This window comes from Streptomyces sp. NBC_01551 (assembly GCF_026339935.1).
Classification (GTDB): domain Bacteria; phylum Actinomycetota; class Actinomycetes; order Streptomycetales; family Streptomycetaceae; genus Streptomyces.
Map to the genome: position 1 here is coordinate 2,722,111 of NZ_JAPEPX010000001.1, position 14,052 is coordinate 2,736,162.

General features: G+C 72.4%; 12 protein-coding genes. 8 read left to right on the top strand and 4 right to left on the bottom strand.

The window, feature by feature from the left end; genetic code table 11:
• Positions 1–13: 13 nt before the first annotated feature.
• The 3 genes from OG982_RS12040 to OG982_RS12050 all read left to right on the top strand — a co-directional run bounded on the left by OG982_RS12040 (position 14) and on the right by OG982_RS12050 (position 2,578).
• Positions 14–742, top strand: a complete 729-nt coding sequence (locus tag OG982_RS12040; RefSeq protein ID WP_266792007.1) for an ABC transporter ATP-binding protein — start codon at positions 14–16, stop codon at positions 740–742.
• Complete coding sequence (locus tag OG982_RS12045; protein WP_266787524.1) at positions 742–1,947, top strand: ABC transporter permease; 1,206 nt, start codon at positions 742–744, stop codon at positions 1,945–1,947. The genes OG982_RS12040 and OG982_RS12045 overlap by 1 nt, the downstream gene beginning before the upstream one ends.
• A gap of 163 nt (positions 1,948–2,110) precedes the next feature.
• Positions 2,111–2,578, top strand: a complete 468-nt coding sequence (locus OG982_RS12050; RefSeq protein WP_266787522.1) for an NUDIX hydrolase — start codon at positions 2,111–2,113, stop codon at positions 2,576–2,578.
• A gap of 11 nt (positions 2,579–2,589) precedes the next feature.
• Here OG982_RS12050 and OG982_RS12055 read toward each other — a convergent pair whose 3' ends face one another.
• Positions 2,590–2,787 carry a hypothetical protein gene (locus OG982_RS12055; RefSeq protein ID WP_266787520.1) on the bottom strand — a complete coding sequence of 66 codons (198 nt, stop codon included), beginning with the start codon at positions 2,785–2,787 and terminating at the stop codon, positions 2,590–2,592.
• A 107-nt stretch (positions 2,788–2,894) separates the two neighbouring features.
• On the opposite strand from OG982_RS12055, the gene OG982_RS12060 reads away from it, so the two are divergent.
• On the top strand, positions 2,895–4,397 hold the full coding sequence (locus OG982_RS12060) for a Yip1 family protein (RefSeq protein ID WP_266787518.1): 1,503 nt from the start codon (positions 2,895–2,897) through the stop codon (positions 4,395–4,397).
• 7 nt (positions 4,398–4,404) lie between these two features.
• Here the strand turns inward: OG982_RS12060 and OG982_RS12065 are convergent, their stop codons facing one another.
• Positions 4,405–5,283, bottom strand: a complete 879-nt coding sequence (locus OG982_RS12065; RefSeq protein ID WP_266787516.1) for a serine protease — start codon at positions 5,281–5,283, stop codon at positions 4,405–4,407.
• A 193-nt stretch (positions 5,284–5,476) separates the two neighbouring features.
• Between OG982_RS12065 and OG982_RS12070 the strand changes: the two genes are divergently transcribed.
• Positions 5,477–6,571, top strand: coding sequence for an alpha/beta fold hydrolase (locus OG982_RS12070; RefSeq protein ID WP_266787514.1), 1,095 nt, complete (start codon positions 5,477–5,479; stop codon positions 6,569–6,571).
• Between the two features lie 67 nt (positions 6,572–6,638).
• On the opposite strand, the gene OG982_RS12075 is transcribed toward OG982_RS12070, so the two are convergent.
• Positions 6,639–7,859, bottom strand: a complete 1,221-nt coding sequence (locus OG982_RS12075; protein WP_266787512.1) for an amidohydrolase family protein — start codon at positions 7,857–7,859, stop codon at positions 6,639–6,641.
• Positions 7,860–7,991: 132 nt separating this feature from the next.
• Here OG982_RS12075 and OG982_RS12080 point away from each other — a divergent pair, with 132 nt between their 5' ends.
• The 3 genes from OG982_RS12080 (at position 7,992) to OG982_RS12090 (ending at position 12,328) form a co-directional block, all read left to right on the top strand.
• A complete protein-coding gene (locus OG982_RS12080; protein WP_266787510.1) occupies positions 7,992–10,985 on the top strand; it encodes a BTAD domain-containing putative transcriptional regulator in 2,994 nt (997 codons plus the stop codon).
• A 196-nt stretch (positions 10,986–11,181) separates the two neighbouring features.
• Entirely contained in the window at positions 11,182–11,409 is a 228-nt protein-coding gene (locus OG982_RS12085) for a hypothetical protein (RefSeq protein WP_266787508.1), read from the top strand.
• 196 nt (positions 11,410–11,605) lie between these two features.
• A complete protein-coding gene (locus OG982_RS12090; protein ID WP_266787506.1) occupies positions 11,606–12,328 on the top strand; it encodes a class I SAM-dependent methyltransferase in 723 nt (240 codons plus the stop codon).
• A 31-nt stretch (positions 12,329–12,359) separates the two neighbouring features.
• Here the strand turns inward: OG982_RS12090 and OG982_RS12095 are convergent, their stop codons facing one another.
• On the bottom strand, positions 12,360–13,970 hold the full coding sequence (locus OG982_RS12095; protein ID WP_266787504.1) for a FadD3 family acyl-CoA ligase: 1,611 nt from the start codon (positions 13,968–13,970) through the stop codon (positions 12,360–12,362).
• Positions 13,971–14,052: the final 82 nt, after the last annotated feature.

Sequence of the window (14,052 nt, forward strand, 5' to 3'; positions counted from 1 at the left end):
CGAGGACGTGACCCTGCCGAGGGATCCGAGTACGCACGGCCGCGCCGTCGTCGAGCTGACCGGGGTGACGAAGGATTACCCCGGCGGGGTCGCGGCCCTGCGCGGCGTCGACCTGACCGTCATGAGCGGCGAACTCCTGTCCATCGTCGGCCCGTCGGGCTCCGGCAAGTCCACGCTGCTGCACATCGTCGGCACCCTGGACCGGCCGAGCGCCGGCCGGGTCGCCATCGCCGGACACGACATCGCGACCCTGTCCGACCGGGCGCTGTCGGCGCTGCGCTCGCGCCACGTCGGGTTCGTCTTCCAGTCCTTCCACCTGGTGCCGGGCATCAGCGCCAAGGCCAACGTCGCCGAGGGCCTGCTCTACTCCGGGCTCTCCCGGGCCGAGCGCGGCCGCCGGGCGGCGCGGGCGCTGGAGCGGGTCGGCCTCGGCGACCGCATGGACCACCGGCCGCACGAGCTGTCGGGCGGGCAGAAGCAGCGCGTGGCGATCGCGCGGGCGGTCGCGGGCGAGCCGGACCTGCTGCTCGCCGACGAGCCGACGGGCGCGCTGGACACGGCGTCCGGGGAGTCGGTGATGGAGCTGCTGCGCGAACTGAACCGGGACGGGGCCACCATCGCCGTGATCACCCACGACAACGAGATCGCGGCGAGCCTGCCGCGCCAGGTCCGCATCCGCGACGGCGAGATCGTCGCGGACGTCTGGAACGCCGGGCCCATGTCGCACGCGGGGGCCCTCTGATGGCTCGTACGAGGAAGGGGCTGACGCCCCCGCGCCTGACTCCCCGGGACGTCCTGCACGTCGGGTCGGCCGGGCTGCGCTCGCGGCCCATGCGGGTGTTCCTGTCGGCGCTGGGCATCGCCATCGGCATCGCGACGATGATCGCGGTCGTCGGCGTCTCGGCGTCCAGCCAGGCCAAGCTGCTGCGGGAGCTCGACAAGCTGGGTACGAACATGCTGGTCGCGACCCCGGGTCAGTCGATGTTCGCGGGCCAGGACACCAAGCTGCCGAAGGAGGCCCCGGGGATGGTCTCCCGCATCGAGGGCGTCGAGTCGGTCGGCACGACGGGTGACGTGCCGGTGTCGGTACGTCGGTCGGAGAACATCCCGAAGGAGGAGACGGGCGGCATCGCGGTCAAGGCGGCCAAGGACGACCTCCTCAAGACGCTGCGGGCCCGGATGGGCAGCGGCACCTGGCTGAACGCCGCGACGGGCGGCTACCCCTCGGTGGTGCTCGGCAACGTCTCCGCCGCCCGGCTCGGCATCACCGCGCCGGGGCAGCAGGTGTTCATCGCCGGCCAGTACTTCACGGTGATCGGCATCCTGGACCCGATCCCGCTGGCGCCGGAGATCGAGCGCTCGGCGCTGGTCGGCTGGGACGCGGCGGAGCGGCTGCTCGGCTTCGACGGGCACCCCACGGCGGTGTACGAGCGCTCGTCGGACGACCGCGTGGCGGCGGTCCGGGAGCTGATCGCGCGGACGGCCAACCCGCAGACGCCGAGCGCGGTCTCGGTGACCGACCCCTCGGCGGCGCTCCAGGCGAAGGCCGCCACGGAGGGCGCCTTCAGCACCCTCCTGTTGGGGCTGGGCGGCATCGCCCTGCTGGTGGGCGGGGTCGGGGTGGCCAACACCATGATCATCTCGGTGCTGGAGCGGCGCCACGAGATCGGCCTGCGCCGGTCGCTGGGCGCGACCAAGGGACAGGTCCGGATCCAGTTCGTGACGGAGTCCCTGCTCCTGTCGGGCCTCGGCGGCCTGGCCGGCCTGGCCCTCGGCGCGACGGCCACGGCCCTCTACGCCCACGCGGGCGACCTCCCCTGGGTGGTCCCCCTCTGGTCCCTGACGGGGGGCTTCGCCTCCACCCTGGCCATCGGCACCCTGGCGGGCCTCTACCCGGCCACGCGCGCGGCCCGCTTGTCCCCAACCCTGGCCTTGCGGGCGGGGTAGGCGGCGGGGCCCTCGGGGGGCGGGCGGTGCCGGGGGCGGGGTGCCCGTCGGGCCGGCCCGGACCGGAAGGACGGTGAGACTGACGGGAAGCCCCCGCCCCTGTCCGAGTCCGCTCCGCGGAAACTCCAACCCGCCGCCCGCACGCCCGCCGTAGGCTGCTCTGATGCGACCCGGATTCCTCCGCCCCCGTGCCCGAAAGCCCCGTCAGGCAGCGCGACTTGTCGTGCTGGCGCCCAGTGGGGCCGTGTTCCTCTTCCGGGAGGACAACGTCGAGGTCGGCATCCACTGGCTGCCGCCCGGCGGGGGCATCGACCCCGGCGAGAGTCCCGAGGACTGCGTGCGGCGGGAGTTGTGGGAGGAGACCGGGTGGACGGATCTCGCCCCGCAGCGGCTGCTGTGCACGTGGGAGCACGACTTCACCCACCTCGGGGTTCCCGTCCGCCAGCACGAGCACATCTACGTCACCACCGGCCCCGAGCGCGACCCCGTACCGGAGTCCCCGGACGCCCATTGGCGCTGGCTCTCCCCCGACGCGCTCGCCGCGCTCGGCGAACCGCTCTGGCCCCCGCGCCTTCCGGACCTGCTCGCCGACCCTCCAGCGGAGCCGGTCCACCTGGGGCTCCTGGCATAGTTGGCACCCCGTCAGGAGATGGCTTCGCCGTCGTGGGAGCCGCCCACGCAGGTCCATCCGCCTCTAGTCGCGTCGTACTGCGCGCCTCCGCCCTCGGCCTGACACGTCTGCACGTCGACACGGGGCACGGCGGCCTCCACGCCGGGGGCCACCACTCCGAGGGTGGCCAGAATCACCGCAGCGGCAAAGGCCAGAAGTCGTGTGCGCATGGTTCTCTCCTCTGGGACCGAGCCATGGGTTAAGACCAGTTCACCTCACACCGCGCCAAGTCGCACGCCCACGAGCGCCGACCCGGGTTCGGCGTCAGACTGAAGTCATGGCGAACACGCCCGTAGTGGCCGTGGGACGGCCAGACGCTCTCGGCTTGCGGAAAGTCGCGATCGACGGTAAGACCGTCGGCAAGGTGCGCTCCACGAAGGAACTGCAAACGCTCCTGCGCCATGCCGGTCTGGCATTCGGGCCCAATATCCATTGGTCCGGCGGAGGCCCAGACGTCTGGCCGGACCGCTCGTGGCGGCGGTGCCGGCGGTGGGCGACGGGCGCACTCATGGCGGTCGGCCTCCTGCTGACGGCGTACGCACTCAGCAAGATCGGATTCGTGGACGCTTTCGACGCCCTGTCCTTTGCCGGGCGCATCACGGGATTCATCTTCCTCGCCGCCACCGTGGTGGAAGTGCTCGCCGCGGCAGCCACGCTCGACTACTGGCGCAAGCGGGACATACCCTACTCGGGAACGATCATCCTGATCGGCGTCTCGGTCTCCTTCGCCTTCAATTGCCTCCTGCTCTTCGTGCAGATCATCGGCGGGGTTTACACACCGTACCTTTGGCTGTGGATCACCCTCACCCTCTGGGGCGCATGGGCCCTGTGGACACTCATCCGGGGCCGCGCTTGGAACGGACTTCTCAATCCCAGGCGAGTCGCGATCGGGGCGGTCTTCTCCGCCGTCCTCGCCGTCACCAATCTGACCTATTCGCAGGTGTACGTCCCCCACATGACGTCCCCGCTGGTGGAGAGTGCGGCCGAAGTCGGAACGCCAAGCTTCAGCCGGGACCGGACGAGGATGTACCTGCCCGTCCATGTGCACGTAAAGAACTCCGGCGAGATTCCCGTGTACATCATCGGCAGCATCTACTTGATCGACGGCCGACTCTCGGACCGATGCAAGGGTAATGCGGGATATGAGCTGATCGATGCCCGCGAGTTCGTCCAGCCTGCGGGGCGATCACTGGATCCGGGGGAAGAGATCTCAGAAGACGAGGTCCATGAGATGGATTTCCCCCGCCGCTGCACCTCCAAGGACAAGAAAGCAAATCCCACCCAGGACAGATTCGACGCCATCCGGGCCCGGACAGAGGTGCGCGTGGTCAGGAAGGACCGGATGACACTGAACGCCAGCTACGAGCTGTCCAAAAAGACCATCGGGGCACTCACCAAGGAAGGCAAAGCAGATGATCCGGAGGGTCCGAGCGGGCAGTACTTCCGGTATCAGGCCGAGATCTCGAACAGCAATGAGATCCTCAATGTGACCCGAGGTCGACAACGCGTCACGGTGTGGTGGGTATACGACCCCAAGCAGCCGTTCATCTATGTGGACGTGGCGGCACCCGGCCGCCGGAAGGCCTTCGACCCCCATCACCCCACCGCGAACGACGAGGCCAACGACCGGTACGGCCTGGAGGCCGTACCCGGCTCCATGACCCAGAGGCCCTACATGGAGCTCCTGGAGGCGGCCGAAGCCGAGCAGCCCGGCGACGGGGAGCAGAAGACTCCCGACACCGGGCAGTCCCCCGACGCCTCACCCCCGCCCGCCGGCTGACCGGCCGTCACCCACGACGGGAGCCCGCCACCGCCTTCGCGTACAGCTCGGCGGCGTACGGGCCGAAGACCGGGCTCGTCGAGACGTCGTCCGTGTCGCCGCCCGTGAGGACGCCGATTATCTTGCCGTCCCCGGCTATCCACGCGCTGCCGCTGGTGCCGCCCGGGAAGTCCGCGCAGTCGAAGCGCTGCTCCGCCGTCCCCTGGCGCACCGCGGCCGCCGTGCAGGTGCGGGAGACCTTGCGGTCGGCGGGGTAGCCGGTGACCGTGACCTTCTCGCCCGCGCGGCCCGAGGCGTCGAGCTCGGCGCCGCCGGTGAGGTCCTCGATCTCGCGGCCCGAGGCGTCGGGGGCGAGGCGGGCGAACGCCAGGTCGTAGGCCTTGTCGCCGCCGGAGGACCAGCGGGCGTCCTCGTAGACCTCCTCCAGCTTCCACGTGCCGTACGGGGCCTGCCCGTTCGCGTACGCGGGTGCGAAGACGGCCCCGCCGGCGCCTGAGGTTCCGGCCAGCAGGCAGTGTCCGGCGGTGACGATCAGGTTGCGCCCGGGGCTGCGCACGACCGTGGCCGTGCAGAAGTGATCGCCGTCCAGGCCGCCCGCGAACAGCGCGCCGGTGAAGGTCGCGGCGCCGCCCGGGGCGGGCGTGGTCGCCGGCGCCGGAGCCGGTGATCCCGTGCCCGGGGAGGCACCCGGCGTACCGGACAGCTGGGGCTCCTTTGGTGCTTGCGACCGCGAAGGAGACTTCGTCGCGGCACCCCCCGTCGCCCCGGCCTTCGGCTGGGCCGACACCTTGCCCTCCGCCGGCGGCACCACCTTCGTCATCGCCGCCGACGCCCCCAGCGCCGCCGCCACGCACAACACCGCGGTCACCACGGTCCGCTTGTCCATCACAGACACCCCCTCCAGCTTTGCTCTGGCGAAGCATGCCTTGGCGGCACTTCCCCCGCAAGGCGGAGGCGGTCGACAGCGGGCGCCGGCCGCCGGATTCCCGCCACCTCACCCTCCACGCACACCCGTTGACAGGAGGCGACCCCCACCCGACAATAAACCGCATACACCGGACACAGTTTTGGGGGAAACAATGATCGGCACCGTCCTCGCCACCGCCGCCACCGCCGCGGGCGCCCTCGCCCTCCCCGGCGCCGGCCTGCTCGGGCACCGGGCGCTGCGCCGGTCGCGGAACGCGGGGCTGATGCGGATCGACTCCCCCCGCGGCATCGACGAGCAGGGCTTCGTCCGGATCGGCGGCATCGACCAGTGGGTCTCGGTGCGCGGCGAGGACCGGGCCAACCCGGTGATCGTGGAGGTCCACGGCGGCCCCGGCGCCACCAACTCGCCGTACGGCATACGCACCCGCTCCTGGGAGCGGCACTTCACGATCGTCCGCTGGGACATGCGCGGCGCCGGCAAGACCTTCGGCCGCGGCGGAGCCGAGGGGCAGGGCGAGACCACCTTCGAGCGGCTCTACGAGGACGCCCTGGAGGTCACGCGCCACGCGTGCGAGCGGCTCGGCGTGGAGCGGGTCCTGCTGCTCGCGAACTCCTTCGGCACCACCTTCGGGCTGCGCCTGGCCCGCAACCACCCCGAGCTGTACTCGGCGTACGTCGGCACCGACCAGAACGTCCACGACGGCGGCCGCGACACCAGCGGCTACCGGGCGCTGCTGGAGCGGCTGCGCGCGGCCGGCCGGTCGAAGGACGTCAAGACGGTCGAGGCGATGGGCTCCGACCGGCACCGCTGGACGGCGAAGCAGCGGGCGGCGTACGACAAGCTCTGCACGGCGAGCGACCCGCTGACGCTGGACACCCTCAAGAAGGTGGTCCTGGGTTCGATGTGGCTGTCGCCACTGCACTCGCTGCGGGACCTCAGGGACTTCTTCAAGGGGCAGGCCTTCTCGGAGCGCATCACCCCGGCCACCGCCGCGTTCGACGACTGGGCGGACGGCACCGTCTTCGAGGTGCCGTTCTTCCTCTTCCAGGGCGACAGTGACGTGATCACCCCGACGGAGCGCGCCCGGGCCTACTTCGACGACGTGAAGGCCCCGGTCAAGGAGTTCGCCCTGATCGAGAACGCCAGCCACTGGGCGGGCTTCCGCCACCCGGACGCCTTCCTGCACCTCCTCCTGACCCGGGTCCGCCCGGTCATCACCGCCCCGACCCACCCCACGACGGCCTGACGGTCGCCGCGGGGCTCGCCGCAGGGCTCTCGCCGCGGGGCTCGCCGCGATCACGCCGTAGCCGCCGCTACGCCCCCGCCCACAGTCCCTCCTGGGTCAGCCCCAGGAGGTCGATGGCGTTGCCCCGGACGATGCGGTCGATCACGTCCGGGGGCAGGTGGCCCATCTGGGCCTCGCCCACCTCGCGGGATTTCGGCCACGTCGAGTCCGAGTGCGGGTAGTCCGTCTCGTAGAGGACGTTGCCGACGCCGATCGCGTCCAGGTTGCGCAGCCCGAAGGCGTCGTCGAAGAAGCAGCCGAAGACGTGCTCGGCGAAGAGTTCCGACGGCGGGCGCAGCACCTTGTCCGCGACGCCGCCCCAGCCGCGGTTCTCCTCCCAGACCACGTTCGCCCGCTCCAGGATGTACGGGATCCAGCCGATCTGGCCCTCCGCGTACATGATCTTCAGGTTCGGGTAGCGCTCGAACTTGCCGCTCATCAGCCAGTCGACCATCGAGAAGCAGCAGTTGGCGAAGGTGATGGTGGAGCCGACGGCCGGCGGGGCGTCCGCCGAGGTGGACGGCATGCGCGACGAGGAGCCGATGTGCATGGCGATGACCGTGCCGGTCTCGTCGCAGGCCTGTAGGAAGGGGTCCCACTCGTCCGTGTGGATCGAGGGCAGCCCCAGGTGCGGCGGGATCTCCGAGAAGGCGACCGCGCGCACGCCGCGCGCCGCGTTGCGGCGGACCTCGGCGGCGGCCAGCCGGGCGTCCCAGAGCGGGATCAGGGTGAGCGGGATCAGCCGCCCCGCCGCGTCGGGGCCGCACCACTCCTCCACCATCCAGTCGTTGTAGGCGCGCACGCCGAGCAGTCCCAGCTCGCGGTCCCGGGCCTCGGTGAAGGTCTGGCCGCAAAAGCGCGGGAAGGTCGGGAAGCAGAGGGCCGACTGGACGTGGTTGACGTCCATGTCCGCGAGCCGCTCGGGAACCGAGAAGGACCCGGGGCGCATCTGCTCGTACGTGATGACCTCCAGCTTGATCTCGTCGCGGTCGTATCCCACCGCGGTGTCCAGCCGGGTGAGCGGCCGGTGCAGGTCTTCGTAGACCCACCAGTCGCCGATCGGTCCGTCGTCGCCCTTGGCCCCCATCACGGGGGCGAACTTGCCGCCGAGGAAGGTCATTTCCTTCAAGGGGGCGCGGACGACGCGCGGGCCGGTGTCCCGGTACTTGGACGGGAGCCGGTCCCGCCAGACGTGGGGGGGCTCAACCGTGTGGTCGTCCACCGAGATGATCTTCGGGAAGGTCTCCATGTGGTCCACGGTAGCGTTGATCTGACGAACCGTCAGCTACTTGGGAACGGATCGCTCCGCCACGGGCTGACGTGTACGCGCAAGACAGGGCAGACTGACCCTTACACCGACGGAAGGCAGGGGGGATCACAGATGGACGGCATACCGGCCATCCCGCACCAGCGGAACCACCCCGAGACAGCCCCCCGGGCAGCACGCGCAGACACCCCCGGACAGTTCACCGAACCGGCTCCCGGCGGCGCCCGGTTCGCCGTCCTCGGCCCCATCCGCGCCTGGCGCGGCCGTGAGGCGCTGCCCTCCGGCAGCCCCCAGCAGCGCGCCCTGCTCGCCGTGCTGCTGCTCCGCAACGGCCGTACCGCCACCGCGCCCGAGCTCATCGACGCGATCTGGGGCGAGGACCCGCCCCAGCAGGCCCTCGCCACCATCCGCACCTACGCCTCCCGCCTGCGCAAGGTCCTCGACCCCGGGCTGCTCGTCAGCGAGTCCGGCGGATACGCCATCCGGCTGCGCCACATGGAGGCCCTCGACCTCGGCGTGGCCCGCGCCCTGGCCGCCGACGCCGAGAAGGCCCGCGCCGGCGGGGACCGCACCCTCGCCCGTACGCTGCTCGCCCGCACCCTCGACCTCTGGGACGGCGAACCCCTCGCCGGAGTCCCCGGCCCGCACGCCGAGACCGAACGCACCCGTCTCGCCGAGTGGCGCGTCCAGCTGCTGGAGACCCGCCTGGACCTCGACCTGGAGGTCGGCCACCACGCCGAGGCCGTCTCCGAGCTCACCGCGCTGACCGCTGCTCACCCCCTGCGCGAACGGCTGCGCGAGCTGCTGATGCTCGCCCTCTACCGCAGCGGCCGCCAGGCCGAGGCCCTCGCCGTCTACGCCGACACCCGCCGGCTCCTCGCCGAGGAACTCGGCGTCGACCCGCGCCCCGAGCTCTCCGCCCTCCAGCAGCGCATCCTGCGCGCCGACGCCGAACTGGCCCGCGCCGAAGACCCCGCACCGGCCGCCGCCGCCGTCCACGTGAGGCCCGCCCAATTGCCCGCCACCGTGCCGGACTTCACCGGCCGCACCCCCTTCGTCACCGAGCTCGGCCAGATCCTTTCGGGCGCCGAGGGCCAGGTCATGGCCGTCTCCGCGCTCGCGGGCATCGGCGGCGTCGGCAAGACCACCCTCGCCGTGCACGTCGCGCACGCCGCCCGCCCGCACTTCCCCGACGGCCAGCTCTACGTGGACCTCCAGGGCACCGAACCCCGCCCCGCCGAGCCCGAGGCCGTCCTCGGCTCCTTCCTGCGGGCCCTCGGCACCCCCGACACCGCGATCCCCGACTCCCCCGCCGAACGGGCCGCGCTCTACCGCTCCACCCTCGACGGCCGCCGCGTCCTGGTCCTGCTCGACAACGCCCGCGACGCCGCCCAGGTACGGCCGCTGCTGCCGGGCACCGCGGGCTGCGCCGCCCTCGTCACCAGCCGGGTCCGCATGTCGGGCCTCGCCGGGGCCCATCTCGTCGACCTCGACGTGATGAGCCCCGAGGAGGCCCTGCAGCTGTTCACCCGGATCGTGGGCGTCGAGCGCGTCGCCGCCGAACGCCAGGCCGCCCTCGACGTCGTCGGCGCCTGCGGGTTCCTGCCGCTCGCCATCCGCATCGCCGCCTCCCGGCTCGCCGCCCGCCGCACCTGGACCGTCTCGGTCCTGGCCGCCAAGCTCGCCGACGAACGCCGCCGCCTCGACGAGCTCCAGTCCGGCGACCTCGCCGTCAAAGCCACCTTCGAACTCGGCTACGGGCAGCTGGAGCCCGCCCAGCAGCGCGCGTTCCGCCTCCTCGGGCTCGCCGACGGACCCGACATCTCCCTCGCCGCCGCGGCCGCCGTCCTGGACCGGGCCGAGCACGACACCGAGGACCTCCTGGAGGCCCTCGTCGACTGCTCCCTCATCGAATCCGCCGCACCCGGCCGCTACCGCTTCCACGACCTCGTACGCCTCTACGCGCGTGCCTGCGCCGAACGCGACGAACAGCCGCCCAGCGAGCGCGACACCGCCCTGTCCCGACTGCTGGACTTCTACCTCGCCACCGCCTCCCGCGTGTACGCCCTGGAGCGCCCCGGCGACCGTACGGTGGACCACCTGCCGCCCACCGACCGCGCCGGGCTCGTCTTCACCGGCCGCCCCGCCGCCCTCGACTGGCTCTACGGCGAGGCCGACTGCCTCCTGGCCTGCGTCCAGCAGTCCGTGGGCCGGGGCCGGCTCGACCGGTCCGTCGGCCTGCTGATGGCCGCCAAGGACCTCGCCGAGTCCGGGGCCAGCTCCCGGATGTACGAGAACGCCGCCGTCATGGTCCGCGACGCCGCCCGCTCCCTGGGCAACGCCCGCGCCGAGGGCAGGGCCCGTACGACGCTGGCGCAGGCGCAGATCACCGCCGGCCGCTTCGACGCGGCCGTCACCGAGGCCACCACCGCCCTGGAGCTGGGACGGGTCGCCGACGACCCCTGGACCTGCGGCAACGCCCCCAACGAGCGGGGCATCATCGCGATCTACCGCAAGGAGCACGCCGCCGGCGAGGAGGCCCTGAGCCAGGCCCGGGACGCCTTCCGCGCCGACGGGAACCGCCCCGGCGAGGCCAGCGCCCTGTGCAACCTGTCGCGGATCCACCTCGCCCAGGACCGCACCGGCAGCGCCGTCGAGCTCGCCCGCCAGGGCATCGAGATCTACGCCGAACTCGGCCTGGAACTGCGGCTCGCCAACGGGCGCTACGCGCTGGGCCTGGCGCTGAGCCAGGCCGGCCGGTTCCCGGAGGCGCTGGCCCAGTTCACACAGGCGCTGGAGATCTTCCACGACAACCGCCAGCCGCTGTGGGAGGGCGTGACACACTTCCGGCTGGCCGAGGTGCACCTGGCCGCCGGCCGGGCCACGCTCGCCGCCTCGCACGCCGAACAGGCCATCGCGCTGCGCGGCATCGGCGGCGTCTGGAGGCGCGGCACCGTCCTGCAGGTCCTCGGCAAGGCGCTGACGGAGCTGGGGCAGCCGGACCGGGCGAGTGCCTGCTGGCGCGAGGCGCTGGCGATCTACGAGGGACTGGGGTCGCCGGAAGCGTCCGAGGTCAGGATGCTGCTGGCGCTCGCCGCCGCCTCCTGAACGGACGCGTTCATCATTCGTTTATCGCCGGACGGCACTCTGTAGTTGTCGATCCGGCGGACACGGCGGGTGGACGGCTCGACAACAGGAGGGCACCTCCCAGGTGCCGAATCCGCGCAGATCCGTCCGGCGGCCCTCGGGGGAGTCGCCGGGCGGGTCCGCCGGACGACGAACCACATACGTTCAGGAGTGCGCCATGACTGATGCGATCACGCCACAGACGCCGAAGAAGCCGGTGAAGCCGCTCGACAGCCACGCCTCGGGTGCGGAAGCCGCCGCGGACATCCAGACGATGGACAGCCACGCCTCGGGCGAGCCGATCGACCGCCCGGTCCCGCCGGTGAAGCCGCAGGACAGCCACGCGTCCTCCGAGCCGGTGCAGAGCATGGACAGCCACGCCTCCAGCGAGCCGTTCAAGCCGTAACCAGGACTGGCCGCGCGGCGACGGGGGTTCGGCCGCGCGGCCGACAGACCAACGGGGGAAGCGCCTCGGGTCCTACGGGGGGACCGACGGGATCTTGAGGCGACGGGGGAAGACGACGACCGCGGTGGCCCGGAGGGGGAGCCACCGCGGCCGTCGTATCCGCGTGTCCGGACACGGGAGCGCCTAGGCTGAAGGGGTGTTCACCTCCCAGGGGCCCAGTGTCCGCGAGCTGGCCGTGCAGGCCCTCTCCTCCGTCGAGCGGGGCTACGACCTGCTCTCGCCCAAGTTCGACCAGACGCCCTTCCGCACCCCGGACCGGATCCTCGACGCCGTCGAGGAGACCCTGGCGCAGCGGGAGGGCTCCTTCGGCGCCGGGCTGGACCTGTGCTGCGGCACCGGCGCCGGGCTGGGCATGCTGCGCCGGCTGTGCCGGGACCGGGTGACCGGGGTGGACGTCAGCGCCGGGATGCTGGCCGAGGCCGCGCGGGCGCACCCCGACGGGGTGGACTTCGTACGGGCCGACGCGCGGGCGCTGCCGCCCGCGCTGGCGGATTCGTACGACCTGGCGGTCAGCTTCGGGGCCTTCGGGCACTTCCTGCCGGCCGAGCGGCCCGCCCTCTTCGCCGGGGTCCACGCGGCGCTGCGCCCCGGCGGGCTGTTCGCGTTCCCGATCGGGGCGCCGATCCCGACGGGCTCCGGGCTGTGGTGGATGCTGACGGGCTTCGACGCGGCGATGCGGGTGCGCAACGCGGTGTGGCGGCCGCCGTTCGTCATGTACTACCGGACGTTCCCGCTGAGCGGCGTCCGCGCCGACCTGCGCGCGGCCGGGTTCACGGTGGAGACAGCGCCGCTGGAGCACTTCGGGCGCCGGGAGGACGGCAGTCCGCACTGGCGGCTGGTCCTGGCCCGGCGCCCCTGACCGCATCGGACGCTGCGGCGGCGAAGTCGGCTCAGCGCGAGCGGAGTTCCCGCTTCAGCACCTTGCCACTGGCGTTGCGCGGCAGCTCCCCGACGAACTCCACCTCGCGGGGAACCTTGTAGTTGGCCATCTCCCGGCGCGACCAGGCGATCAGGTCGTCGGCGGTGAGGGTGGCGCCGGGGCGCCGCACCGCGTACGCCTTGCCGACCTCGCCGAGCCGCGCGTCGGGGACGCCGACGACCGCGACGTCCGCGATGTCCGGGTGCAGGCCGAGGAGCTGCTCTATCTCGGCGGGGTAGGCGTTGAAGCCGCCGACGATGAACATGTCCTTGATCCGGTCGGTGATGCGCAGGTTGCCGTCCGCGTCGAGGACCCCGACGTCGCCGGTGCGCAGCCAGCCCTCGGGGGTGATGGCCTTCGCGGTCTCGTCCGGGTCCTCGAAGTAGCCCCGCATGACATGGTGGCCGCGCACCCACACCTCGCCCGCCTGCCCGGCCGGCAGTGCCCGGCCGTCGGTGTCCGCGACGATCACCTCGGTGTCGGGGACGGCCCGCCCGGAGGTCTCGGCGATGACCTCGGCCGAGTCGCCGCGCCGGCACATGGTGACGATGCCGCTGGCCTCGGACAGTCCGTACGCGGTGAGCACGGTGGCGATCCGCAGCTCGCCGCGCAGCCGTTCGACCAGGCGCAGCGGGACGACGGCCGCGCCGGTGACGACCAGGCGCAGCGCCGACAGGTCGTGGTGGTCGCGCTGCGGGTGGTCCAGGAGCGACTGGTGCAGGGTGGGCGGCCCGGGGAGTACGGAGATCCGCTCGGCGGCGACGTTGGCGAGGACGGTGTCCACGTTGAAGACGGGCTGCGGGACCATCGTCGCGCCGCGCGTCAGGCAGGCGATGATCCCGGCCTTGTAGCCGAAGGTGTGGAAGAAGGGGTTCACGATCAGGTAGCGGTCGCCCTCGCGCAGTCCGGCCAGCTCGCTCCACACGTCGTAGCAGCGCAGGGTCTGGGCGTGGGTGATGACGGCGCCCTTGGGGCTGCCGGTGGTGCCGGAGGTGAAGACGATGTCGGAGGGGGCGTCGGGGCGGATCGCGTCGGCGCGCTCGCGGACGGCCCCGGCCGCCACGGCGTCCCCGCCGGCCAGGAAGTCCTTCCAGGTGCGGAAGGACTCCGGGGCGTCCTCGGCGAGGACGACGACCTGCTCCAGGTGTTCCAGCCCGGGCAGCGGCCCGGTGCCGGGGCCTTCGGCCGCGGCGCGGCGCAGGGAGGCGACGTAGGAGGTGCCGAGGAAGGTGCCGGTGACGAAGAGGAGCCTGGCGCGGCTGCGCTGGAGGACGTACGCGGCTTCGGCGCCCTTGAAACGGGTGTTGAGGGGGACGAGGACGGCGCCCGCGGAGACGGCGCCGAGGGCGCAGACGATCCACTCCAGGGTGTTGGGCGCCCAGACGGCGACCCGGTCGCCCGGCTCCACCCCGGCGGCCATGCAGGCGGCCGCGGCGCGCTCGACGCGCTCGCCGAGCTGGGCGTAGTCGATCCGGACGCGGCCGTCGACGACGGCCTCGCGGTCGGCGTACCGCAGCGCCGCCTCGCGCACCAGCCCCGCGATGCTGCCCCAGCGCAGATCGCCCCGCGCGTCTTCGGTCATCGCACTCCCCTCCCAGTAGCTGACTATCCGTCAGATTAGCTGTAGCCTTCGCGGCTGTCAGTACTGGCGCAGCCCCGGAGGT